Genomic DNA, 24,965 nt, shown 5'->3' with positions numbered 1-24,965 from the left:
CAAAGGCAAGTTATCAAGAAAAAATCGAATTTGCAAGTAAAGAAAACGTAAAAATAGGGGCAAAAGTATGTGAATTGTTAATCGAATGAATAATTTTTCTACCTTTGTGTGACAATTCATAAAAAAAGACAAGCGATATGAAAATAGGAGATAAAGTACGTTTCCTGAGCGAAGTAGGAGGCGGAATCGTGAAAGGTTTTCAAGGTAAAGACATAGCCTTGGTAGAGGATGAAGACGGATTCGAGATACCGATGCTGGTAAAAGAATGCGTGGTGATACAGACTGATGATTATAATATCCCGTTGAAGACCGGTAAGAAGCAGGGAGCTCCGGAGGTGGAAGAGGAGCCTGAAGAAGAGGAAAAACCCATTACTTACCGGGCACCTGAAATAAAAGGGAATGATGTGCTGAATGTATATCTGGCATACGTGCCACAGGATGTAAAAGCAATCTCGGCAACGGCCTTTGATGCCTATCTGGTAAACGACAGCAATTATTTCATCGATTACCTGTATCTGTCCGCCGAAGGAAAGAGCTGGACGTTACGAAGCCGGGGTACGGTGGCTCCCAATATGAAACAGCATCTGGAAGAATTTGATAAGTCTGCACTGAACGGCATGGAACATGTGGCTGTACAGTTGTTGGCATATAAAGACGACCGTACTTTCCTGCTGAAAAATGCCGTATCGATGGAGTTGCGTGTCGATACCGTGAAATTCTACAAGCTTCATACATTCCAGCAGACCGATTTCTTTGCCGAACCGGCCTTGATGTATGATGTCGTGCGTGATGATGAATCCGTAAAGCAGGTCTTTGTTTCGGCCGATGACATCCGGGAAGCTTTGTTGCAGAAAACCGTGCCCGACCAGCCAAAGGTACCGAAAAAGCACCAGCCCAAGGTGAAGAACGACATTGTGGAAGTTGACTTGCATATCCATGAGTTGCTGGATGATACGAACGGAATGAGCAATAGCGAGATGCTGAACTACCAGTTGGATGTGTTTCACAAGACACTGAACGAATACAAGAACAAGAAAGGGCAGCGCATCGTCTTTATCCACGGTAAAGGAGATGGCGTGTTGCGCCGTGCCATCTTGGATGAGTTGAAGCGCAAGTATAAGAACTACTCCAGCCAGGACGCTTCGTTCCGCGAATACGGATTCGGGGCAACGATGGTGACCATTCATTAACAAGTAATATAAAAGCTAGCATGAGAAACAACATTTTTCGACAAGCTTTCTTTGCCTGCTGCCTGTGTGGCGGCATGGCATTGCAGGCTCAGGCTCCTCATCCCGAACGCATTTACCTGTCGGGGACAGGAGTTGATGATACCCGTACGTGGGAATTCTTTTGTTCAGAAGGACAGAATTCGGGGAAATGGAAACCGATTGAAGTGCCTTCGTGTTGGGAATTACAGGGTTTTGGCAACTATACTTACGGACGTTTTTATACCATCAAGGGTGCTAAGCCTAGTGAGGAGACCGGTACTTACCGTTATCAGTTCAAGGCGCCGAAGTGGAAAGAAGGCGAACGGGTCAAACTGTTTTTTGATGGGGTGATGACCGATGCCGAGGTGAAAATCAACGGTCAGTCTGCCGGGGACATCCACCAAGGAGCTTTCTATCGGTTCAGCTATGATATAACCGGACTTCTGAAACCGGGCAAAAAGAATACCCTGGAAGTCAAGGTGGCGAAAGAATCGGCGGACAAGTCGGTCAATGCAGCCGAACGCCGTGCCGACTGGTGGCTGTACGGAGGCATTTACCGTCCGGTATGGCTGGAAGTTCTGCCTGCCGTGTCGGTCGACCATTATGTCTTGGATGCACAGGCCGACGGAACTTTCCGGGCTTCGTTGCGGATGAGTGCCGATGCTTCAGGTTACGAATGGACCGTTTCTATGCGGGGATTGAAAGATGGGAAGCCCTTGTTGACGGCCGATGGAAAAGAACAGCTTACGTTCCGCATTTCCGGTGCAGGCACCGAGCAGCAGGTGGAAGGTGCGTGGGCAAATGTTAAGACGTGGTCTACCGAGGCACCTAATCTTTACGTGGCACACATGGAACTGAAAGACCCTGCCGGCAAAGTGGTGCAGACACGCGAGGAGCGTGTAGGTTTCCGTACCGTAGAGTTTTTTCCACAAGACGGGCTTTACCTGAACGGTACGCGGCTGGTAGTGAAAGGTGTCAACCGTCATTCGTTTTCGGTAGACGGCGGACGTACCACCAGTGCCGATATGAGCCGTCAGGATGCTTTGTTGATTAAGGAGATGAACATGAATGCCGTGCGTTCGCACTATCCGCCCGATGAACACTTCCTGGATATGTGTGATTCGCTTGGATTGGTCTACATTGACGAGCTTTCCGGCTGGCACGGGCATTATGATACGAAAATCGGTGCCAAACTGATAAAGGAAATGGTAGAGCGCGATGTGAATCATCCTTCCATCGTTATATGGAGCAACGGTAATGAGGGCGGATGGAACGTGAACAATGATGGTGAGTTTGCCAAGCACGACCCCTTCCAGAAGCGTCACGTCATTCATCCGTGGGCAGACTTCAACGATTTGGATACGCACCATTATCCGGCTTACCTGACCGGAGTAGGACGCTTTACCAACGGTTATAAAGTGTTTATGCCCACCGAGTTCATGCATGCCATGTACGACCAGGGAGGTGGGGCTGGCTTGCGTGACTTTTGGGACCGCTGGTGCACCAATCCGTTGTTTGCCGGAGGTTTTATCTGGGTGTTCAGTGATGAGGCTCCCAAGCGTACCGATAAGGGTGGCATTCTGGATTCGGATGGCTCCAATGCGCCGGATGGTATTGTGGGACCGCGCCGTGAGAAAGAAGGAAGCTTTTATGCCATCCGGGCACAATGGTCTCCCATTCAGTTGAAACCGCTGATGATTACGCCGCATTTCGACGGGTCGTTTTTCCTGACCAACGAATACACCTATACCAATCTGAAGGAATGCCGGATGACATACAGTGTGCTGGCTTGTCCTACTCCTTTGCAGGGAGGTGGGGCTTCCGTTGTGCTGGCAAGTGGTGATGTACAGCTTCCTTCACTCAATCCCGGCGAAACAGGTAAGGCACGCTTTGCGCTTCCCGATGCTTTTCGTGAAGGAGATGTCCTGAAGCTGGAGGCTTTTGATAAGGACGGACATAGCATGTGTACCTGGACTTATCCCATTCATTTTGCAAAACCCTATTTCGAGCGTCACCTTGCTTCTACACCGATGACCTTGCAAGCCGTTCGCCCTGCCGAGGCGGTGAAAGAAGATAATGCGTTTACTTTGCGGAGCGAGCAGGTAAGCGTCACCTTCGATGCTGCGACAGGTATGATTACCCGTGTGCTTTCGGGCGATAAGGAGATACCTTTCAAAGACGGTCCGGTAGCAGTGGGTATGAAGATGCGTTTCGAGGCGGCGGAGAGCTATGTGCGCCGTGCCGCCGATGGTGCCGTGTTCTGTGCCAAGTATAAAGGTGGTGTAGATTCTATCGTATGGCGCCTCACCGACCAGGGCTTGCTTTATATGGATGCTATCCTGCTGAACCGTGCTTCGGGAGGAGGTGGTTTCGATGATGCCTTTATGGATACCAAAGTGTACAACCTGGGCTTGACCTTCTCTTACCCTGAGACGCAATGCACAGGCATGAAATGGATGGGACGTGGCCCGTACCGCGTATGGAAGAACCGCATACCGGGCACCAATTACGACATCTGGCACAAGGATTACAACAATACCGTGACCGGCGAGAGTTATGAAAATCTGGTTTATCCGGAGTTTAAGGGATTCCATGCCAATATGTATTGGGCAACGCTGGAGAGTGATACGACACCGTTTACGGTCTATTCGCGTAACGATGGTATTTTCTACCGCATCTTTACGCCGGCAGAAGCAGGCAGGAAAAAGAAGATTATGCCTGCTTTCCCTGAAGGTGATATTTCGTTCTTGCTGGATATTCCGGCAATATGGTCGTTCAAGCCTATCGAACAGCAGGGACCGAACAGCCAGCCGGGCAATATCCGCATCAAGAGTGGAGACGAAGGCTTGCACTTGAACCTGATGTTCGATTTCAGAAAATAAAACGCTTTTGCCAAGAACTGCTGCCGGATAAATCAGCATGGCACGCAGGTTAATACACGGATGACACGGCATTTGCCTGTGTCATCCGTGTGCTGTAATCGGCTCCCTTCAGGGGGGTGGTTTGTTCCGTTGCGCAACACATGCCCTTTCATCGCTGGTTTCAGTGCACTGAAACTTTTGTTTCATTGCAATAAAACTAGCTGAGATAATGTTTGCGTGTCCGGACGCATATAGTTGGTTGGATTTTTGCAGACGATATTCCTTACGCAAGCAGACGGGAGAAGGGTGCCTATGGGCTTTTTCTTCCGTTTTTTGTTTATTTTAATGGATACTGATGCAGGAGTTTGGGAAATATTTCGTTACTTTAGAAAAACCAAACGAAAACCATATGGAGACGAACAGACTATTGCAGGTGCTGATGGCGATATTCATCGGCATGCTGCCCTTTCCGGTGCTGGCACAGAGCTACGACCAGCTATGGAAAGAAGTGGAAATGTATCAGAAGAAAGACCTGCCTAAGTCGGTCATCGCTACGGCAGGGAAGATTTATGCAAAAGCGAAAGCAGAACGCAACCTGCCTCAGCTGATGAAGGCGCACTTGGTGCGGGCTTCCCAGCAGGTTTCGCTTACGCCCGATAGTGCCGAAGTGGAATATGCAGCGTTGAGGCAATGGGCGGAGGAGGAAAACGATACCGTAGGGCGTGCCGTGTTGCATAGCATTGTGGGCTCTTGGATGATGGCAAACGAACCGGACAGCATGGAGGCGGCTATCGCTTATTTCCGTGCTTCGGTGGCTCCCAAGGAGGTGCTGGGACGCACTTCAGCCAAAGAGTTCCGCCCGATGACCGAATCGGGCAAGCAAAGCGAGCGGTATTTCAATGACAATATGCTGGACTTGCTCACCCGTACGGCTATCCAGCAGATGTCCACCCTGTATAGTCCGGCGCACCTGCCCAAGGCGAAAGCGTGCATGGAACTGTATGACGGGCTGATAGATTATTATAAGCAAGCACAGAACCGGGAGGCTGCCCTGCTCACCGAAGTGGCGAAACTCTGGTTCCAGAAACGGAGGATGGACAATTTTAAACCGTACCGCCTCACGGATGATGAGCTTATTGCCAGCCTGCACGGGTTGATTGACACGTATGCCGGCCAGCCTGCATGTGCGGATGCATACGTGAAGCTGGTGGTGGCTTACCGCGATGCCAACCGCTTGAAAGAAGCCGTGGAGACGGCTCGCGAAGGGCTGGCGAAGTACTCCAAGGGCGAATGGGCAAAGGACTTGCAGGGGCAGATAGACTACATCACCCGTCCGATGCTGAACGTGGATATCCCCTTCCTTTACCCGAACTACGAGACCGATGCGAACGTGACGTATGCCAATATCGAAGGCGTTACGCTCGAACTCTACCGCTTGAACCTTGCACCCACGGCGGCACAGCTCCAGTTCCGCGAAGAGACCGACCGCGAAGCCTTGCTCAAGCAATATGGAACGAAGGTTTCCAGCCGCTTCTATGCCCTCCGCGCCACGGAGGATTACCAGCGGCGTGATACCGTGTTGCGTTATACATTGCCCGACGAGGGCATCTATATGCTGAAGCAAATCCCGAAAGGAGCGGAAAAAGGCATCACTTCGGCGGTGATGTTTGTCTCGCCCTACCAAGCCATCGAGCTACCGGTACAGGGCAGGCAACATGAGTTTATAGCCGTAGACCGCCTGACAGGACGTCCTGTTCCGGGTGCGGAGATAGTGACCTACCAGCTGAATATCTACGATGCGAAGGCAGACTATGCCTTGTGGAACGTGCACCGGACGGATGCGCAGGGACGGACGGCGTTTGAAGTGCCGAAACGGACCGGCACTTATTACAATGTGCGTACGCCTGGGCACGACTTTATGGCTATCACCCGGTTGAGCACAAACAATGGTATAGTGGATGTGGCTTCGGAAGGGTGGACGAAACAAGCCGACCTCTTTACCGACCGTTCGTTGTACCGTCCCGGACAGACGGTGCATGTATCGGGTGTGGTGTACGAGCAGGAGGGAGACTCCACCCGTGCGGCTTCGTATGCCAAGGATAAACTGAAGCTTTACAGAGGCTCTCAGAATGTGGGCGAAGCCGATGTATGTACCGATGAGTTCGGGGTTTTTTCGCACGAGTTTGCCTTGCCCGATAATTTGCTTCCGGGTCAGTATTACCTGTCGGGTTATGACCGGTCGGTGGTGATTCAGGTAGACGAGTACAAACGGCCTACTTTCGAGGTGCGGTTCGACCCTTACAAGGAAGCCTATACGATGGGCGATTCGGTGCGTGTCTCGGCTGAGGCAAAGACGTATGCCGGTGCTCCGGTGCGCAATGCCCGGGTGAAATACCGTGTTGTCCGTACCGAAATGTCGTGGTTCCGCTGGCAAGGGGCAACGGAAGAATTGCTTTCGGGCGAAACGCAGACCGATGCCGATGGCAAGTTTTATATCTGTGCCAGGCTGACAGAACCCGATTACGAGGCGGAGCATACCTATTATATCTATAAGGTATCGGCGGATGTGACCGACGGTGCCGGCGAGACCCGTCAGGGCGAACTGGCTTTGCCTGCCGGCAAACAGACCCTCGGCTTGCAACTGAAAGGATTGAACGCAAATGTGATGCGCGAAAAGCAGGAACGCATCCAGGTGCAGGCGATGAACCTGAACGGACAGCCCGTGCAGGTGGAAGTGGCATACAAGGTGTATGCCTTGGACAAGGAGGGCAAGAAAGGTGCTTTGTGCTACGAGGGCAAGGCAGAGTCGATGCAATCGTTTGTGCCTTCAGGTGTGTGGGCATTGCCTTCGGGCAGGTACCGCATGGAGGTCTCGGCACAAGATGAAAAGGGTCGTCCTTGCACGGCAGAGCAGGATTTCGTGCTTTTCTCTAAGACAGACCGCACCTCGCCGGTAGAAGAAACCGCCTGGTTTTATCAAGACGGCGATAGCTTCGGAAGCCAGGAGCCGCCCACGTTCTATATCGGCACGAACGAAGAAGGGGTATGCCTCTTCATCGATGTATACGATGGACAACGGCGTATCGAATCCCGGCAAGTGACGCTGGATAAGGAACTCAAGGCGTTCAGTTTCCCTTATCGTGAAGCGTATGGCGATGCGGTGACCGTAGCATTCACCTTTATGCGCAAAGGAAACCTGTATACCAACCAGTCGCTCCTGACTCGTCCTGTGCCCGATAAGCGGTTGATGATGAAATGGGAAACATTCCGCGACCGCCTGCAACCGGGCGGACAAGAGACTTGGACGCTGCACATCGCCCGTCCTTCGGGGATGGCGGCGGAAGCCAACCTAATGGCTACGCTTTACGATGCTTCTTTGGACGTGTTACGTAAGCACGACTGGCGTTTCGGGCTTTCGTTCCCACGCCGGGCGATGTACGTGCGTGCCGATTTCGCTTCGGCATTCCAGCGGCTACGGATGTACGGTGATTTCCCGATAACCTATCCCGGCGAGGGCTTCGACTTGCTTTATGGAGACTATAGCAGGCTATATACTACGTGGTTGGGAGGTTTCCGGAGAGGATTTACATTCTTGAGTCGTGCCAATGCGGTTCAGGAAGAAATGATGGAAGTAATGCCATTGAGTGCATTGGAGGGAGCGGATATAGCTGATTTGCGTGAAGTAAGATATGATGCTACGGCTGCACCGGCTCCCGCTTTCCAAATGAAGAAAGGGGATGTAGGTGGAGGTGAAATACAAATCAGCATCGCCGATGTGAAGAGTGGAAGCAGTGCGGGCGCGGAACAAGTGCCGATGCCTGCCTTGCGCGAGAATTTTGCCGAGACGGCTTTCTTCTATCCCAACCTGCGCACCGATTCGTTGGGCAATGTGAGCATCTCCTTTACCGTGCCCGATGCCCTGACCCAATGGCGTTTCTTGGGCTTTGCCCATACGCGGGCTATGGATTATGGTTTGTTGGTTGATACGGTCCAGACCTCGAAACCCTTTATGGTGCAGCCCAACTTGCCGCGCTTTATCCGGAGGGGAGACCGTGCGGTGATAGTGGCTTCGCTGGTCAACTTATCAATGGAAACCGTATCCGGAATCGCCCGCATTGAATGGTCGGATCCGGTTACAGGAAAGGTCGTGGCACACGATAAGCAATCGTTCTCGGTAAGTGAAGGCGAGACGGGAACGGTGCATTTCACTTTCGAAGTGCCCGAAACCTATGATGTGCTGGTTTGCAAAATCGTAGCGGAAGCCGGTGAATATAGCGACGGGGAACAGCATTATTTGCCTATACTGACCGATAAGCAATGGATGACCGAGACCGTACCCGTACAACTGGACGGAACCGAAACAAAATCGGTAGCTGCCGAGGAATTGTTCAACAAGCAGAGCAAGACCGCTACAGAGAAACGCCTGACGGTAGAGATGACCGCCAATCCGGACTGGTATGCCGTACAGGCACTTCCGGTGATGGGAAATCCTTCGGAAGAAGACGCCTTGTCGTGGGCTTCGGCATATTATGCCAATGCATTGGCTGCGCACATCGTCCGTTCGAATCCGCGCATCGAAGAAGTGTTCCGTACATGGAAAGCTGAAGGAGCAGGGAAGGAAACCTTGCTCAGCAACCTGGAACGCAACCAGGATCTGAAGAACCTTTTGCTTGCCGAGACACCGTGGGTTGCCGAGGCAACCGATGAAGCGGAACAGAAACGCCGTATTGCCTTGCTTTTCGACCTGAATACGATGTCGAACCGCCAGCAAACAGCTATCGGTAAACTGGAAGCCTTGCAACTGCCTGACGGTTCGTGGAGCTGGTACAAGGGAATGACAGGAAGCCGTTATATTACCACCCAAATCGTAGAGATGCTGGCACGCCTGCAAACCATGCAGGTGACATTGGAGCAAGGCGTAGGCAACATGTATGTGCGTGCCGTTGACTACCTGAAAAAAGAGGCGCAACGGGAATACGAACAGATGAAGCGCAGGGAAGTGGAGCATGAACTGACCGTATGGCCCGACGGGCAGATTGTACATTATCTGTATATCTGTGCCATTGATAAGCTGGCGGCAAATCATGCCAACAAGCAGGTGAATGATTATTTCATTGCGAAACTGGAAAACCGTTCGGCAGACTATTCCATCTGTGAGAAAGCGATGATTGCCCTGGTGATGCAGGGGGCAGGCAAGTCCGGTCAGGCATCCGAATTGGTACAGTCCATTAAGGAATATCTGGTATGCACCGAAGAAATGGGCTTGTATTTCGATACGCCGAAAGCTGCCTATTCGTGGCGAAGCTATAAGATTCCGGCTCAGGTGGCGGCAATGGAAGCCATCTACCGCATTGCGCCGGACACCAGTATGCTGAACGGCATGAAGCAATGGCTCTTGAAGCAGAAGCAGGTACAGGCTTGGGAAAGCTCTGTTTCGACTGCTGATGCCGTATATGCTTTCTTGTGTATGGGAGGTGATACGCTGAGTGAAGGCGGAAGCATGGAAGCTGCGGTAGGCAAGACTACCTGGCAGACTCCGCAAGATGCCTTGGGCTATGCACGGAAGACCTTTACCGGAACCGATGCCGAGGCAGATGACATCCGTATCAGCCGTACCGGTGAAGGACTGGGATGGGGAGCCGTTTATGCCCAATACCTGGAGGATATGGACAAGGTATTGCCTTCGAAAGGAACCGGTCTGCAAATCGAACGTACGCTTTATCGTGACGGAAAAGCCCTTTCACGCAATGCCGAGTTGCATGTAGGCGATAAGGTGACGGTGCGTCTGACTGTTTCGGCAGACCGGGATATGGACTTTGTTCAGGTGAAAGACGAGCGTGCCGCCTGTATGGAGCCCGAGCAGCAGCTCTCCGGATATAGCTGGAGCGGAGGTATCGGTTATTATTTGGTAAGCCGTGATGCTTCTACTTCGTTCTTTATCGACCGGATGCAGAAGGGAACCTACCAGTTGGAATATACCGTCTATATCGACCGTGCCGGAACGTATCAGGCAGGAAGTGCTACGGTGCAGTCGGCATACGCTCCCGAGTATAGCGGCTATACCGCAGGCGAGACCTTGACGGTGAAGTAAAAGGATGAGATAAAGGAAACGCAGAACAACGCGGATTTTCGCAGATTGATAAATTCAGAAGCTGTTTTGAATTTATCGTGCGATGATTTGGGATGAGTTTTTGAGGCATTTTCGCTTCTGTGATGAGGAAGATAGCGGGCTATCTGACGAAGAACAGGAGCGGAAAGGACCAAAAAATCGCCCAAAGCACACACGAAAACGAATACATCAAGCCAAGAAAAACTTTTTGGAGAAATTCAAAACAGCTTCTCAAAACAGTTTCTATAATTTGCGTGAATCCGCGTTAATCTGCGTTTCAGATTTATTTCGATGCTTGGTTTTTTGTCTGTCTTTGATTTTCTCTTTATCTTTGTTCTCTCGAAATTAGTACATGCAAAAGATGAAGAAACGGATTCTATTTTTATTCAGCATAATGCTTGGTGTGGCGCTTACGGCATACGCCCAGCCGAAAATTACATTCGACCGCGAGAAGCAAGACTTGGGGTACATCCTTTGGCGCAATCCCACTACAGTTACTTACCAGTTTACCAATACCGGTGACAAACCGTTGGTCATTTCGAATGTAACCGCTTCGTGCGGATGTGTTGAGGTGGATTGGACCAAACATCCCATACCTGCAGGCGGTAAGGGAACCGTTAGCGCAGTGTTCGATGCCGAAGCCATCGGACATTTCTATAAGGAAGTAGGCGTATATTGCAATGCCAGTGCTGTTCCCGTTTATTTGGAGTTCAACGGAGAGGTGACAGCCGATGCCAAGAACTATTCGTTTACGCATCCTTACGGATTCGGTTCGGTGCACCTGAATCAAGAAGAAATCGAGTTTGAGAATGTCAATAAGGGAGAACGTCCGGAGTTTACGATTCTGGTGGCGAATACATCCAGTAAGACCTATACGCCGGTATTGATGCACTTGCCTCCTTATCTGTCGGCAAAAGCGACACCGGAAGTATTGGGACGTGGCAAGAACGGAAAGATTGTGGTGACGCTGGACACCGATAAATTGCCGAAATTGGGCATTACACGCACTTCGGTCTATTTGTCGCGTTTCCCCGGTGACAAGGTTGGTTCAGATAATGAGATACCTGTATCAATCGCTTTGCTTCCCGATTTTTCCAAGATGACCGCACAGCAGAAGAACAACCCTCCGCAACTTTCGCTTTCGGCTACTCAATTGGAGTTTGCGGGCTTGAAGCCTACGCAAAAGAAATCGCAGCACATTGTCATTACCAATACCGGTAAATCGAATCTGGAGATTCAGGATATGCAGGTAAACAGCATTGCTCTTGCCGTAAGCCTGAAAAAAACGGTCTTGAAACCTGGCGAATCAACGAAGATGAAGATTACGGTCTTGGCAGAGAACTTGTCGCGCGTAAAAGGCACACCGCGTGTATTGATGATAACGAACGACCCGGCAAAGCCTTCGGTCACTATTCGTGTGAAGGCGAAATTGCTATGATATAATCAGGAGTTAAGGAGTTAGAGAAGTTAAGGAGTTAAGCCGATACTTTTGCTGACATTTACGGCTCTATTGGCTTAACTTCTTAACTCCTTAACTTCTTAACTCCTTAACTCCTTTAACTCCTTTAACTCCTTTAACTTCTTAACTTCTTAAATAAAAAACTATGGAACACCCCGAAAACAATGAAGCATACAAAGGGTTGACGGTAAACAAGGGCATTGACCAGCCTGCTACGATAAACCCGTATCTGAAAGCAAGAAAACGTCCGAAACGCCGCCAGTTTACGGCAGGCGAGTATGTAGAAGGTATTCTCAAGGGAGACATTACGGTATTGAGCCAGGCGGTTACCCTGATAGAGAGTGTCAAGCACGAGCATCAGGCATTGGCGCAGGAAGTGGTAGAGAAATGCCTGCCATTTTCGGGCAACTCCGTACGGATAGGTATCAGTGGTGTGCCCGGTGCTGGCAAGAGTACTTCGATAGATGTTTTCGGATTGCATGTCCTGGAGAAAGGAGGCAAGCTTGCCGTGCTTGCCATCGACCCCAGCAGCGAGCGTTCGAAAGGAAGTATCTTGGGTGATAAGACCCGCATGGAGAAACTTTCGGTGCATCCCGATTCGTTTATCCGTCCCAGTCCTACGGCAGGTTCGTTGGGTGGCGTGGCACGCAAGACGCGCGAGACCATTATCCTTTGCGAAGCCGCAGGCTTCGATAAAATCTTTGTAGAAACTGTCGGAGTAGGGCAGAGCGAGACGGCAGTGCATTCGATGGTGGATTTCTTCTTGCTTATCCAGCTTGCCGGAACGGGAGATGAACTGCAGGGCATTAAGCGTGGAATCATGGAGATGGCAGATGCGATTGTCATCAATAAGGCAGACGGAAACAACATTGAAAAGGCGAAGTTGGCTGCAGCCCATTTCCGCAATGCCTTGCATCTGTTTCCGGCTCCCGAATCCGGCTGGATACCCAAAGTGCTGACTTATTCCGGTTTCTATGGCATTGGCATCAAGGAAATCTGGGACATGATATACGAATACTTTGCATTTGTGAAGGCGAACGGATATTTCGAACACCGTCGTAACGAGCAGGCAAAATACTGGATGTACGAATCCATCAACGAGCAGCTGCGCGATAGCTTCTACAATAATCCCGCCGTATCTTCGCTTTTGGCATACGAAGAAGAGCAGGTGCTTTCGGGCAAGACCTCCTCGTTTTCGGCTGCACGGCGTTTGCTGGATACTTATTTTGGGAAGTAAGTGTGATATTATCAGAAACACAGATTTTCGCAGATCAGCGCAGATTCTTTTGATTTACTATTTTTCGATTTACGAAGTACGATTTAATGCTCAAATAGCAGATAGTAAATTGTCAAATCGTAAATTAAAATAATCCGCGTTTCTGAACTGACACATTATATATACCATGTACGGTATGAATTTGTGCATTTCCTTGAACATTTCGCACCGTTTCTGTAGAGACGATGTGCACATCGTCTCTACTACATGGCATATACAAAATGCACAAATTAATGTTGCGAGAAGTATAAACTAATTCTCAACATCTACTAAGAAGCTGTTTTGAATTTCTCCAAAAAGTTTTTCTTGGCTTGATGTATTCGTTTTCGTGTGTGCTTTGGGCGATTTTTTGGTCCTTTTCGCTCCTGTTCTTCGTCAGATAGCCCGCTATCTTCCTCATCACAGAAGCGAAAATGCCTCAAAAACTCATCCCAAATCATCGCACGATAAATTCAAAACAGCTTCTAAAATAAATAGTTTGCAAGGTGTGGTGTGAATAAAAAATCGTATCTTTGCCTCCACATTCTATTAAAAGAAATAAGAAAGCCGTATGAACTGGATTATTCTGATTGTTGCCGGATTCTTTGAGTCCGGCTTTGCTTTTTGTTTGGGTAAGATGAAAGAAGCATCGGGCACCGGCTGGTATCTTTGGGGCGCCGGTTTCTTGCTGAGTCTTACATTAAGTATGGTATTGTTGGCAAAGGCAGTGCAGACGTTGCCTATCGGTACCGCCTATCCGGTGTGGACAGGTATTGGTGCGGTAGGTACAGTGGTTCTTGGCATCGTGTTCTTTCACGAGCCGGTATCCTTTCTCCGTCTTTTCTTCATCTCTACTTTGATAGCCTCCATTATCGGATTGAAGCTGGTCTCACATTGATGAGCCATTCTCTTTCAAGTTACCGTTCAATAAAAATTGAATACCGCAAACATCCTCTGTAGGGGCGTATCGCATACGCCCTGAAAACATCTTCGTGGATGAGTTGGCTCATTCGGGCGTATGCGATACGCCCCTACACAGGCTATTTTGTGGATTCGTTATCTTTTTTGTAGAACTCTGTGTCCGCTGCGGTGAAATGTTCCTAATCTATGATTTCAAAACGCACGAGGATGGAATAGTTTTTCTTGATGGTGCGGAAACTGTCGAATGATGCCGCATCGGAAGAAAGCACATTGCTTTGTGCAAACGGAAAAGCCGTGTTGCTGCTTTCTTCTACGATGCGTATGACATTGCCTAATTTCTTGCCCAATGCTTCTACCAGGTAAGCGGCTTTCTGTTGTGCAGCCTTTAACGCTTCGATTTTTCCTTTTTGGTGATATGCCGGCATGTCTTTGTTTTCCAACTCGCCTATACGCATGGTGTGTATGCCTTTTGTATCTATTCGCCTGACTATTTCATTTATCTGATTGAAGTCGGTCAGTGTAATGTCAAAGCTCTTGGAAACTAAGAAGTCCTGTCCTTGCTGGCGCCAATAGTCGCCGATTTCTTGTGTACGGACGGCGTTGGACGAGATGCCAGCTTGGGCAAGTGCATCCCTCAATCCTTGTTCTATTTCCGATAAGGGCACTTTGGTACGGTATTCTTCGGGCTTCGATTTCCCGTCAAACTCTTCTTCGAAGTATTCGCGGATTTCGATGAGGTAATGGATTTTGTCGGGGACAATCTCGATTTCGGATGTACCTGTCACTTCGATGTAACGTTCGTTTGTCTGCGCTTGCAGCGAAAAGATCGCCCACAGGCTGATAACTAATGCTAACACGTTTGTTTTCATAAAAAGACTATTTGATTTCAAATTCTGTATTCAACTCTATACTCTTTCCTGCCAAGCCGAAGGGTTTGCTTATCCGGTATTTCCCTTTGGGCAGATGATAATATTTACCAACAGGAAAACGGAAACAATGCAACAACATGCCTTTATGCATTATAAATTCGTCATCAGGCCATATCATGCAGGAAACTTTCATTTCCGGGGAAACCCATTTCTCTTCCTTCCAAACATCTATGTCCCAATACCTCCCGAATGATAGTTGTGCGTTCGTTGGATTTGATACAAATATATTGACGGCGTGCACATTCTCCCAATATACACTATGTTCCGCCCACATGGAAACGGGCTTATCCTTGTATTCATCCGGCAAGTCTTTGGCGTACCAAAGGCAGCATTCCGGTATGTCGTAGACAATGGTATCCTTGTCTGGCAATGTATCTTGACTGCTTATTCGAATGTTTGTAGCCGTATCGTTTCCACCGGTTATAGCCGGCTCTTTGTCCGGTGTGGCTTCCGGTTGTAGTTGCTGTCGCTTGTTGCTACAACTTATGCAAATAGCGCTGGATAATGTTATAAACAGGATAATACTTTTCATAGTGTATATTCACCTTTTTGTTTGATAAATACAAAGTTACATAATATTATTCACTATTTTTCAGGATAAAAGCAATATCTTTTCAGGAAAAAGAATATGCCGCAACACGCCTTTTTCATTTACCTGTAGGGGCAGGGTTTGCCTGCCCGAATACATCCACGTAGGTGCATACAGGCGGGCGAACCCCGCCCCTACATGGGTTCATTGCGGATATTCAATAGTATCATAGCAAGACGCAGCCGGTTGCGGAAGCCCGCGGATATAGGTGTGTCGGCCCAGACGAAGCTATCTGCGTTGAGGCAAGAAGATAATAACGAAAGCCTTTCAAGTAATCTGAGTGAGATAAAGACAGTTTAGTGATGTGCGCCGAACGGGACGGAGACAGCATGTCGGAATTGTGACATCAACAAAATGCATAAATCTATACCGATAGCATAATGAGTGATTTGTCTTTTTTTGAATATCCTTTAGGGCTGAAAGGATGTCCGTATCATTCATTGCTTCCATAAGCATCCGGTTCTGTCATAGCCAAACATTCTTCAAAGGTGATACCATCCTTGTTTTGCTCTGTGGCGGTAGTCTGTTCCGCGACAACCACTAACCGGTGCCGGTGCGGATGATGACGGTGGCGATATCCGCTGGACTTTGGTTTTTCCATTGATTTTCCGTAAATCTGTACAAGGGATATTCCTCTTTGAAATTAAGAGAGTTGGAAGGATTACCTCGTTTTGGGTAATGAGTTGGCAACCGTTCTAATTGCCGTGGTCTGCATCGCTTTGCTTGTTTGGGTAACTCTTACGGCACAAAGGTATGAAAAATATTCAGGCTGGAAAATCATTCCAAAAATTATTTCAGTCTGGATATTTGGCATCCACCCTTATGCCGTTTTGGGCTTGAAGCAATTAACGAACAAGGAAGCCACGGTAAAGGCAACTCCTACTCCTACCACGCCTGCCCATCCGTAATGTTGCCAAAACAGGCCTGAAACGAATGTACCAGCAGAGCCACCCAAGAAGTAAATGGTCATATAAACGGTATTGACACGATTGATAGCGGATGCGTCAAGGGAGACCACGCTGGTCTGATTTGACAAATGGATGCATTGCATTCCTGCATCAATCAAAAGGATGGCGATTATCATCCACAAGTAGCTGTCATTTCCAAAAAATGTCAGCAGCCATGCAGCCAATACCACACATCCTCCGGCAATAGAGAAGAACCTTGCGCCATACTTTTGGATATAGCCGCTGATGAAAACCACCGTGGATGCACCTGCCAATCCGCACAAACCGAGTGCGCCGATAATATCGTCACTCGCAAAGAAAGGCTCTTGTTTCATCCGGAAAGCAAGGCAACTCCACAATGCGAAGAACGAAGCATAAGCCAATGCTGCCCTCAAAGAAGCGATACGCAAGTATGGGTATTTGTAGAGCAGGCGCAGCAAGGATTTCATCAATCCTGCATAAGTTTCTTGTGAACGGGCAGACAGCACGGGCAGCATCTTGTAAATCATCAGAAAGCATCCAAGCATAAACGCACAAGCGACGAAATAAACGGAACGCCATCCCCAAACATCAGCGAGAAAGCCACTGAATACCCGTGAACCAAGAATGCCTATGAGCAGACAGGATTGTATAATCCCCACGTTGCGCACCTTGTGTGCGGGTGCTGAATGATAAGACACCAACGGGATGAAGAACTGCGGCATGACCGAAGACGCTCCGGCAAGCAAGGATGCACCCCATACCCAATAGATGTTAGGGGCAAGTGCTATGGCAAGCAATGCGCACGATGAAATGATATAATTGGTCAATATCAGCTGCTTTCGTGAAACCAAATCGCCAAGCGGAATGACAAACACAAGTCCGACTACATAACCTATCTGGGTCAATGTCGCAACCATGCTGGCAGAAAAGTCGCTTACCCCAAAATCCTTTGCCATGCTGCCCAACAAAGGCTGGTTGTAGTAGCAGTTGGCAACGGAAAGCCCGGTAGCGACTGCCATCAGAGCCAGCAGAGGTGCCGGAATGCCATGGTTTTCTCTCAATTCATATTTCATCATTTATTCCTCCTTTCAGTATGACACAACTTTCAATCCAATCAAGGAGGCAATGAGCGTGAACAGGAAGAAAAGCCGTATGGGAGTGGCCGGCTCTTTGAAAACGAATATCCCAATCAAGACCGTGCCGACCGCTCCGATACCCGTCCAAATGGCGTATGCCGTGCCCAAAGGCAAAGTCTGAACCGCTTTGGCAAGTAATGCCATACTCAATACCGTGGAAGCCAAGAAACCGCTTCCCCACAGATAAAAACCAATACCTGATGCCTCTCTCGTTTTTCCCAAGCAGAATGTAAGGCTTACCTCAAACAATCCTGCCAAAAATAAAATTATCCAATTCATACCTATGATTTATTAAATTCGGGTGCAAAAGTAAGCAAGTAATTTCTAACCGTTTTTTACATTTGGTAAAAACGGATTTTGCATTTGACAAAAAACAGCCGTTAGCAGCTGTTTCTGTGCGCTATTTTATAATTTTGTACCACAACAAAATGACTTATGGATATAAAGGAAATCATCAACCTGAGATATGCCATGCCGGATGCGTCTTTGGACAAGTTGCGGCAATGCCTGACGGAAGTTTCCTATCCCAAAGGCTTCCGCGTGCTGGAAAGTGGCAAGGTGGAGAAGGACATCTTTTTCATCAAGAAAGGCATTGTCCGCGCCTATACTTCGGTGGACGGAAAGGACATTACCTTTTGGGTCGGCAAGGAAGGGGCGACTCTCGTTTCCATGAAAGGATACGTGAACGATGAGCCGGGATATGAAACGATGGAGCTGATGGAGGATTCAGTCCTGTATGTATTGGAAAGAAAAAAACTGAAAGAATTGTTTTCAGAAGACTTGCACATCGCCAATTGGGGGCGGCGTTATGCGGAAATGGAATTACTTGCCACTGAGGAACGATTGATTTCCATGTTGTCTGCCATCGCTTCAGAACGGTATAAGGAGTTGTTAGAGAAAGAGCCTGATTTGTTGCAACGGTTACCATTGGGAAGTATCGCAACCTATTTAGGTGTCACACAAGCGAGCTTGAGCAGGATTAGAGCACAAATAAAGTGACGTTTCAATCAGCGGGTAGCAAGCGGTTTTGGTCTGCCCAAAACACAAACTTGCTACCCTCCCGTTGGCATTGTTTACAAACCCAAGCCTTTGTCCTTTCTGTGCGGTGCAACCGTCCTCCTAATGGATGAGAACAGCTTGTTGAACTGCTCCTTGAACCATTCGCCAATCAGTTGCCTGTTGATGGCAAGTGCGAGTTTCGATTTGTCTTTCGGGTCCTTCACCACTTGGAAGCCTGCCCTTTCGGTCTTAAACTTCCGCTTGTGTTCCTCCGAATAGAGTTCGCCCTCGTAGAACAACGGCTTGCCGCTGATAAGCGTGGCAGTCTGCTTCTCGTTGAAGCCGACTTTGAGGCAGAACTTCTCCATATACACCAACTCTTGGAACAGCGGAAACCATTTCTTGGCTTTCTGAATAACGGATTTCAGGAATGACACTTCCTTTTGGTGTTCCGCTTCCTTGTCCGCCATTTCCCTGCGGTGCTTGGCTTGCAGTTCCATAAGCTGGCGGCTGTGTTCCTCCTGCTGCCGCTGCATTTGCCGTTGCAACAGTTCGATGCTTTCGTTACGGACGGCAACCTCGCCTTGCAGGGTGCGGTTGTCGGCTTCCAGTTCTTTTAGCTTGCCGCTGCCCAAAAGAGAACCGACCTTTGCCACGAGTGCCGTTTTCGCTTCGGTTTTGGCGGCTTCCAGCTTCTCCGACTTGATTTCCTTTCGCACTTCGTCAAGCTGCCGTTCAGCCTGTTGTTGTGCGGTCTGCAACTGCCTTACGTTGGCTTCAAGCTCTCCCGTCTGCCGTTTCAGGTCACGGTAGTATTGGGCGGTGGTGGTATGCCGTGCTTCCGAACCCCGTATGCCACGCTGTAAGCCGTATTTCGCCATTGCTTTTGCGTAAATCTGTACAAGGGATATTCCTCTTTGCAATCAAAAGAGTTAGAAGAATTACCTCATTTGGGGATAATGAGTAGACAACTGTCCTATTTGCCGTGGTCTGCATCGCTTTGCTTGTTCGGCTAACCCTTCCGTAGAATAAAGGTACAAAATAAGAACAGAAGAAAGAATATCTATGTCTTTCTTTCTTCTGTTTATAAATGGAACAAAATAACGAAAATCAAATAAGTTCAGTTGCTATCTATTCTTACCACTCGGAAACCAACATTGGCATAGCCTTGCGAGCCGTCCTTTGCAACATCGGATTTCTCACTGCGGCAATCGTCGCGGTCGGAATCCCAACTGCCACCTTTGATAATATGCAGTCCGTCAGCATTGGTCGAGGAAGTCCATTCCCAACAATTTCCCCAAAAGTCAATGCCGCCACAGGCACCCTTGCTTTGCGCGTATGCATCCACAGTTGTCAATCCACGTTCCGCATGACCGGAATTCATGGAAACATCCTTGGGCATGTGTCCGGCGGCAAGTACCCATTCTTCTTCGGAGGGCAGGCGATAACTGTGCTTGGTATCTTTTGCAGAGAGCCAGTTGCAGTAGGCTTCGGCATCCTTGAGCCCAAATCATTAAAAATGATTTGTTTCATGACTTCCTTTTGTCTTAATAAATAATACGATTTTCCTCCGTCCAGCCAAGGCAATGTCAGCGTCCAGAGGTGGCAATCACTCAGTTTTTGCGCGTATGTTTTTTTCTTTCGGCTGCGGCTTCCTCTTGCAGTTGTTTGTAAAGCACTTGCTGGTCGGAAGTCAGCACAGCCGCAATGTCTGTTATCAGCTTTTCCATTGCTTCTTTACCTTTTCTTTGGGGGCGGTGTCTATGCAATGTGACGCAGGAACTTGCAGTCAATGCCATTATTGCCATTATCGCCATTCCCAGTTTTCTAGTTAGTCTCATACTGTTCAATGTTTTAAGTTATACATTCATGTTGTCCGTTCCCGTTCGTAAGCTCGTTTGAGCGGACGTTCTGCTTATAAGACCCGGCAAAGTAATAAAAGTAAAAAACGTTCATGCAATTTTTTGAATATTCCATAGATTTCTGTAAATCTGGTACAATCATCTGTGATTTGGTTAGGCGGTATATCGGGGAAAGGGGGTATTTTTGTATCAAGTAATAATCATAAAAATCTTGACTCCTATGAAATCTATTCAACTGAACATCAGGAAAGTCATCCTTTTGGGGATGCTTGTATCAACAACTAATATTCAAATGACTATGGCACAAGAAAAGATTACACAGACTGCCGGACGTGTGCAGTTGGGAGAATTTGCTCCCGAATTTGCAAAGGTGAACGATGACGTCCTTTTCGGTGAAGTATGGAACCGTCCCGGGCTGAGTCCGCACGACCGCAGCATGATTACAATTGCTACACTGGTAGGAAAAGGCATTATCGACTCTTCACTTACGCATCATTTGCAGTTTGCCAAGAGCAACGGCGTGACCCGTACCGAGATTTCCGAATTGTTGACCCACGTGGCTTTCTATGCCGGATGGCCCAATGCATGGGGAGCTTTCCGTCTGGCGAAAGACGTATGGGCGAAAGATGTGGCGGACGATAACGGAAAGGCAGCTTTCCAGCGCGAAATGATTTTCCCTATCGGCGAGCCCAATACGGCATACGCACAGTATTTTATCGGAAACAGTTATCTTGCCCGTGTGTCGGGTGAACAAGTTCCTTTCTCGAATGTGACCTTCGAGCCGCGCTGCCGTAACAACTGGCACATTCATCATGCCACGAAGGGCGGTGGTCAGATGTTGGTTTGTGTAGCCGGACGCGGCTGGTATCAGGAAGAAGGAAAGCCTGCCGTACAGATGCTTCCGGGCGATGTGATACACATCCCGGCGAATGTAAAGCACTGGCATGGAGCGGCAGCCGACAGTTGGTTTGCACACCTCGCTTTCGAAGTTCCCGGAGAAAACACTTCCAACGAATGGCTGGAACCTGTTACGGACGAGGAATACGATAAGCTGAAATAAAAAACGCGATTCTCATTTTTCACCACAGATTACGTAGATTAAGAAGCTGTTTTGAATTTCTCCAAAAAGTTTTTCTTGGCTTGATGTGTTCGTTTTCGTGTGTGCTTTGGGCGATTTTTTGGTCCTTTCCGCTTCTGTTCTTCGTCAGATAGCCCGCTATCTTCCTCATTACAGAAGCGAAAATGCCTCAAAAACTCATCCCAAATCATCGCACGATAAATTCAAAACAGCTTCTAAAAAAATAATTATTCCATTATACGGAGGAAATGATTTTATCAATCTGTGTAATCTGTGGTGAAAATTCTTCATTACCTTGTTTCTATCACGCAATCGGCTGGAGCTTTGATGTTTTCATCCAGTGTGATGGAGCCGATACTGTCTGCTATGATGCGTCCTGACATCGGGTTCTTGATGTTGGTGATCGCCCCGCGGATGTCGGCGTTCAGGGTAGAATATTCGAAGGCGCGGTCGCAGGACGGGTCGAAAGTACAGTTCTCCAGCACCAGATCTTCGGCATAACACAAAGGCTGTTCGCCGGAGATGTGGCAATTAACCAGGCGCAGGTTCTTCGAGTGCCAGCCCAGATACTCACCGTTCAGTTCCGAATCGTAAATCGTTACGTTCTCCACTTCCCAGAAAGCGTCCTTCGTCGTAATCTTCGCGTTATGGATTTCCACGTTTTTCACATATTGGAATACATACTTGCTGTCGCTTTCCAGCCCGTCCACATAAATATCGTTGCTGAACATGAACGGATAGGTACCGTCGTGCAGCTTGAGGTCCTTTATGCGGATGCGGTTGCACCGCCAGAACACTTCGTCGGCATCGTTCATCTGTACGTTTTCGATGGTGATGTCGTTCATCTCCCTGAACATTTTCGGGGCATCGATTACGGTATCTTTCATGATTAAATGGTCGGAATACCACAATGCCGAGCGTCCGCCTACGGCAAAGTAACAATTGTCAATGGTAAAACCGTGTACGTGCCAGAATGGATAATTCCCCTCGAAACGGCAATTGGTTGCTACGATGTTGCTGCACTCTTTGATGCCCGATTCTCCTTCGCGGATGGTCACGTTATCCAAGTGAAGGTCGTGCGAGGCGAACAGCGGGCGTTCGCCCCCGAATTCTTTGTCTTTAATCAGCTGCATAGTATATTTGTTATTTGGTTGTTTTTCTTCGGGTGCAAAATTACAACATTCTTCCCATTCTTTTGTAAATGAATTACAGATGATACTACCTCGATTACAGAAAGGACAGAGAATTTTGATATGATACCATGCACAATTTCATACCACGCAAAGTTTAAGTCTCTAATCGGGTTGTATTATCAATCCAGAGAGCATCCTTTTATGGTTTCCATATCAAAACCGTACGTTCTCCAATTGGAAACCGTACGTTTTCGATATGGAAACCGTACGGTTTTGATATGGAGAACGTAAAAGTAAGACAGCCTGAGACAGATACTGAGCCTTTTAATCATACATTGATTCGCATCTGCTGAAACAAACTTATTTATTGATTATCTTTGTAGGCATGAAACACGTGATACTGATTTTCTTCTGTCTGTTGTTTTGTTCCTGCCGCCAAGGAGGAGGTAAGAACGATTTGGCTTTGCTGCACGAGGCATCCTTGCATACCGCACAACCTGATTCGGTGATGGATTTGCTCGGGCAGATAGTCCGCCCCGACTGTTTGCAAGGAAAGGCGCGGGCAGACTATGCCTTGCTCTATACCGAAGCCCTGAACAAGCAGGACCGGATAGGCACGAACGATTCGCTGATACAGATTGCGCTCGGTTATTACACCGAGGAAGCTCCCAGTATCCCGCTTGCCAAAAGCTATTTCCTCTTGGGGCGCATCTACCAGCAGCAAGGCAACGACATCCTTGCCTTGAAGACCGACCTGCAAGCACTTGCCACATTGCCTCCGCAGACACAAGACCGCACACGGATGCTGGTAAACTTTGACTTGGGACATCTTTACCATCAGCAGGGTCTCTACCGGCAAGCCCTGTCGCACTATCGGGAAATGCAGCGTTACGTTAATGCACATCCCGATACCTTGGATTGTTACATCACCGCATACAGCATGGGGAATATCTTTATGCTGCTGAACCAATACGACAGTGCTTACCATTATTATCAAAAAGCCCTCCCCTTAACTCGGCAATTGAAAAACAAATCTTACGAAAGATATATTTTAAGGCAATTGCATCTACATGCCCGTTTGACTGGCAATCAAGAACAAGCCCAATGGTATGCAGAAGAAATTCGTATAACAACCGATCCTTATTTTAAAGCCGAATTATTTCAAGAATTAGGGAACACCGATTCTGCTTCTTTCTATTTTCTTAAGGCAACGAAAGACCCGCGTATCTCTGCCCGAACGATGGCGTTTTATAACCTGTTCCAATTGCATCGAAAAGCACACCCCGACTTGGCTTGCGTCTATGTCGATTCTTTCCATAGTTATAAGGATTCGCTTTACGCCTTGCGGCAAACCGACAAGATTGAGAAACTGACCGCGCAATACCTGCAACAGATAGACCGCCAAAAGGAGGAAGCTAATCGGCGTGAAAACGCCATCTACCTGTGGGGCGGCATCGGCGTTACACTTTTGCTTTGCGGCATCGTCATCTTCTTCTTTATTCAGCACAAGAAACGCCGCTACCTGCTATTGGAGAAACAGTTGGTCACAAACCAGTTGGCAGCCATCAAGGAATACGTAGCTGAACAGAACCGGCAGAAGTCCGAAGAATGGGAAGCCGTGCGTCAAGAGATAGCAGCCATAGAAATGCAAACACTTATCGGGCAGTTTCAACAAACGGCATGGCAAAAGCGAATCCATGCCATACAGAAAGGCAACGGCAAACCTTTCTCGAAAAAAGAACAGGAAGCATTCCAAAAAGAAACCCTTGCCTTGTTTGATGAACCAGTGAAACGGCTGCAAGTGGAATATCCCCAAATCACCGAAGCCGATTTGCTGTTTTGCCTGCTTTCTTTCATGGATTATCCTACCAGCCTGATAGCCTCGTGCACCGGACGTAAGGAGAACGCCCTGCGTACCTGCAAGCACCGCCTGAAAGAGAAACTATCAAAAGAGATATTCGGATTTTTCTTTCATTTCACTAATAACCAGCAAGATACAGAGTAGGTGTAACGCTCGTTGTAACGCTGTAACGGAAATTGTAACGTCAAAAAATTGCTTGTTTTCATGCTTTTTTAGAATTTTGCGGAAACGAAAAACAAAAAAGATTATGAAAACAAAACTGATTACATTATTGTGTGTGCTGATGAGTATTTCTTTCTGCTTCGCTCAAAGCAAAGACGAAATTGAAATGATAAAAGTAATAAAGCAAGAGGGTAATGTTGTTCCCAGTTCATTAATGGAAGAGCCTCGTGCGTTCCTTCATCAACCGTGGCTATCTGTTTCGCTGCCCGAAAGCAAAGAAGCGGTGATTTCCGTCCAAAACCAGTTGAACGGAAGGATAGTCTACCAACAGGCCTATTTTCATGTGCAAGGCATGATGATTGACCTAAGCGGTATGCCTGCAGGTACGTATCAGTTGCGGATAGAAATAGATGGTACGGTTTATACAGGTACTTTCCGTTTGTAACCAAATGTTACCAAAGCTATGAAGAAAAC

General features: G+C 48.2%; 21 protein-coding genes and 1 pseudogene. 11 read left to right on the top strand and 11 right to left on the bottom strand.

The genetic code is table 11. The annotated features are described in order from the left end of the window. The first annotated feature begins 137 nt into the window (after window positions 1–137). The 6 genes from B5F25_RS10985 (at window position 138) to meaB (ending at window position 12,874) form a co-directional block, all read left to right on the top strand. Window positions 138–1,190 (top strand): DUF2027 domain-containing protein, encoded by a 1,053-nt coding sequence (locus B5F25_RS10985; RefSeq protein ID WP_022038736.1) that lies wholly within the window; start codon window positions 138–140, stop codon window positions 1,188–1,190. A gap of 20 nt (window positions 1,191–1,210) precedes the next feature. Continuing rightward, entirely contained in the window at window positions 1,211–4,090 is a 2,880-nt protein-coding gene (locus B5F25_RS10980) for a glycoside hydrolase family 2 (RefSeq protein WP_022038735.1), read from the top strand. Between the two features lie 388 nt (window positions 4,091–4,478). After that, window positions 4,479–10,160 carry an alpha-2-macroglobulin family protein gene (locus tag B5F25_RS10975; protein ID WP_087249574.1) on the top strand — a complete coding sequence of 1,894 codons (5,682 nt, stop codon included), beginning with the start codon at window positions 4,479–4,481 and terminating at the stop codon, window positions 10,158–10,160. Window positions 10,161–10,242: 82 nt separating this feature from the next. Further along, window positions 10,243–10,527, top strand: coding sequence for a hypothetical protein (locus tag B5F25_RS21760; RefSeq protein WP_162614401.1), 285 nt, complete (start codon window positions 10,243–10,245; stop codon window positions 10,525–10,527). 12 nt (window positions 10,528–10,539) lie between these two features. Next, complete coding sequence (locus B5F25_RS10970; RefSeq protein WP_164470549.1) at window positions 10,540–11,616, top strand: DUF1573 domain-containing protein; 1,077 nt, start codon at window positions 10,540–10,542, stop codon at window positions 11,614–11,616. A gap of 166 nt (window positions 11,617–11,782) precedes the next feature. Next, entirely contained in the window at window positions 11,783–12,874 is a 1,092-nt protein-coding gene (gene meaB / locus B5F25_RS10965; RefSeq protein WP_013619156.1) for a methylmalonyl Co-A mutase-associated GTPase MeaB, read from the top strand. A 308-nt stretch (window positions 12,875–13,182) separates the two neighbouring features. Here meaB and B5F25_RS21755 read toward each other — a convergent pair whose 3' ends face one another. After that, the gene (locus B5F25_RS21755; RefSeq protein ID WP_158098033.1) at window positions 13,183–13,353 is read right to left on the bottom strand and encodes a hypothetical protein; all 171 of its coding nucleotides are present in this window, start codon (window positions 13,351–13,353) and stop codon (window positions 13,183–13,185) included. A 110-nt stretch (window positions 13,354–13,463) separates the two neighbouring features. Here B5F25_RS21755 and B5F25_RS10960 point away from each other — a divergent pair, with 110 nt between their 5' ends. After that, window positions 13,464–13,790: a multidrug efflux SMR transporter gene (locus B5F25_RS10960; protein ID WP_087212934.1), complete on the top strand. Its 327-nt coding sequence runs from the start codon at window positions 13,464–13,466 to the stop codon at window positions 13,788–13,790. A gap of 202 nt (window positions 13,791–13,992) precedes the next feature. Here the strand turns inward: B5F25_RS10960 and B5F25_RS10955 are convergent, their stop codons facing one another. The 5 genes from B5F25_RS10955 to B5F25_RS10940 form a co-directional block, all read right to left on the bottom strand. After that, on the bottom strand, window positions 13,993–14,682 hold the full coding sequence (locus tag B5F25_RS10955) for an SIMPL domain-containing protein (RefSeq protein ID WP_087249570.1): 690 nt from the start codon (window positions 14,680–14,682) through the stop codon (window positions 13,993–13,995). A gap of 7 nt (window positions 14,683–14,689) precedes the next feature. Next, the gene (locus B5F25_RS10950) at window positions 14,690–15,274 is read right to left on the bottom strand and encodes an immunoglobulin-like domain-containing protein (protein ID WP_087249568.1); all 585 of its coding nucleotides are present in this window, start codon (window positions 15,272–15,274) and stop codon (window positions 14,690–14,692) included. A gap of 490 nt (window positions 15,275–15,764) precedes the next feature. Continuing rightward, entirely contained in the window at window positions 15,765–15,932 is a 168-nt protein-coding gene (locus B5F25_RS21750) for a hypothetical protein (protein ID WP_162614400.1), read from the bottom strand. 219 nt (window positions 15,933–16,151) lie between these two features. Then, window positions 16,152–17,333 (bottom strand): MFS transporter, encoded by a 1,182-nt coding sequence (locus tag B5F25_RS10945; protein WP_087249603.1) that lies wholly within the window; start codon window positions 17,331–17,333, stop codon window positions 16,152–16,154. Between the two features lie 15 nt (window positions 17,334–17,348). Next, window positions 17,349–17,675 (bottom strand): multidrug efflux SMR transporter, encoded by a 327-nt coding sequence (locus tag B5F25_RS10940; protein WP_021928755.1) that lies wholly within the window; start codon window positions 17,673–17,675, stop codon window positions 17,349–17,351. A 156-nt stretch (window positions 17,676–17,831) separates the two neighbouring features. On the opposite strand from B5F25_RS10940, the gene B5F25_RS10935 reads away from it, so the two are divergent. After that, on the top strand, window positions 17,832–18,395 hold the full coding sequence (locus B5F25_RS10935; protein WP_087212931.1) for a Crp/Fnr family transcriptional regulator: 564 nt from the start codon (window positions 17,832–17,834) through the stop codon (window positions 18,393–18,395). 74 nt (window positions 18,396–18,469) lie between these two features. On the opposite strand, the gene B5F25_RS10930 is transcribed toward B5F25_RS10935, so the two are convergent. From B5F25_RS10930 to B5F25_RS21200, 3 genes and pseudogenes are all read right to left on the bottom strand, one after another. After that, a complete protein-coding gene (locus B5F25_RS10930; protein ID WP_239414082.1) occupies window positions 18,470–19,276 on the bottom strand; it encodes a recombinase in 807 nt (268 codons plus the stop codon). Window positions 19,277–19,515: 239 nt separating this feature from the next. Then, window positions 19,516–19,884 (bottom strand): annotated as a pseudogene (locus B5F25_RS10925) (SUMF1/EgtB/PvdO family nonheme iron enzyme); the annotation flags it as partial. A 124-nt stretch (window positions 19,885–20,008) separates the two neighbouring features. Further along, window positions 20,009–20,236 (bottom strand): hypothetical protein, encoded by a 228-nt coding sequence (locus B5F25_RS21200; protein ID WP_140406921.1) that lies wholly within the window; start codon window positions 20,234–20,236, stop codon window positions 20,009–20,011. Window positions 20,237–20,498: 262 nt separating this feature from the next. On the opposite strand from B5F25_RS21200, the gene B5F25_RS10920 reads away from it, so the two are divergent. After that, a complete protein-coding gene (locus tag B5F25_RS10920) occupies window positions 20,499–21,317 on the top strand; it encodes a carboxymuconolactone decarboxylase family protein (protein WP_204247016.1) in 819 nt (272 codons plus the stop codon). Window positions 21,318–21,355: 38 nt separating this feature from the next. On the opposite strand, the gene B5F25_RS21745 is transcribed toward B5F25_RS10920, so the two are convergent. Together B5F25_RS21745 and B5F25_RS10915 are read right to left on the bottom strand one after the other, a co-directional pair. Next, window positions 21,356–21,526, bottom strand: a complete 171-nt coding sequence (locus B5F25_RS21745) for a hypothetical protein (protein WP_158100089.1) — start codon at window positions 21,524–21,526, stop codon at window positions 21,356–21,358. Between the two features lie 99 nt (window positions 21,527–21,625). Beyond that, on the bottom strand, window positions 21,626–22,468 hold the full coding sequence (locus tag B5F25_RS10915) for a DUF3737 family protein (protein WP_087249564.1): 843 nt from the start codon (window positions 22,466–22,468) through the stop codon (window positions 21,626–21,628). 385 nt (window positions 22,469–22,853) lie between these two features. Between B5F25_RS10915 and B5F25_RS10910 the strand changes: the two genes are divergently transcribed. Beyond that, a complete protein-coding gene (locus tag B5F25_RS10910) occupies window positions 22,854–24,473 on the top strand; it encodes a tetratricopeptide repeat protein (protein ID WP_140406920.1) in 1,620 nt (539 codons plus the stop codon). A 103-nt stretch (window positions 24,474–24,576) separates the two neighbouring features. Further along, window positions 24,577–24,936 carry a DUF3244 domain-containing protein gene (locus B5F25_RS10905; RefSeq protein WP_087249560.1) on the top strand — a complete coding sequence of 120 codons (360 nt, stop codon included), beginning with the start codon at window positions 24,577–24,579 and terminating at the stop codon, window positions 24,934–24,936. The last annotated feature ends 29 nt before the right edge of the window (window positions 24,937–24,965 follow it).

It is taken from the genome of Bacteroides sp. An19, from assembly GCF_002160215.1.
GTDB lineage: Bacteria > Bacteroidota > Bacteroidia > Bacteroidales > Bacteroidaceae > Phocaeicola > Phocaeicola intestinalis.
The sequence above is the reverse complement of the archived record's forward strand: the minus strand, read 5'-3'. Positions and strand labels throughout refer to the sequence as shown.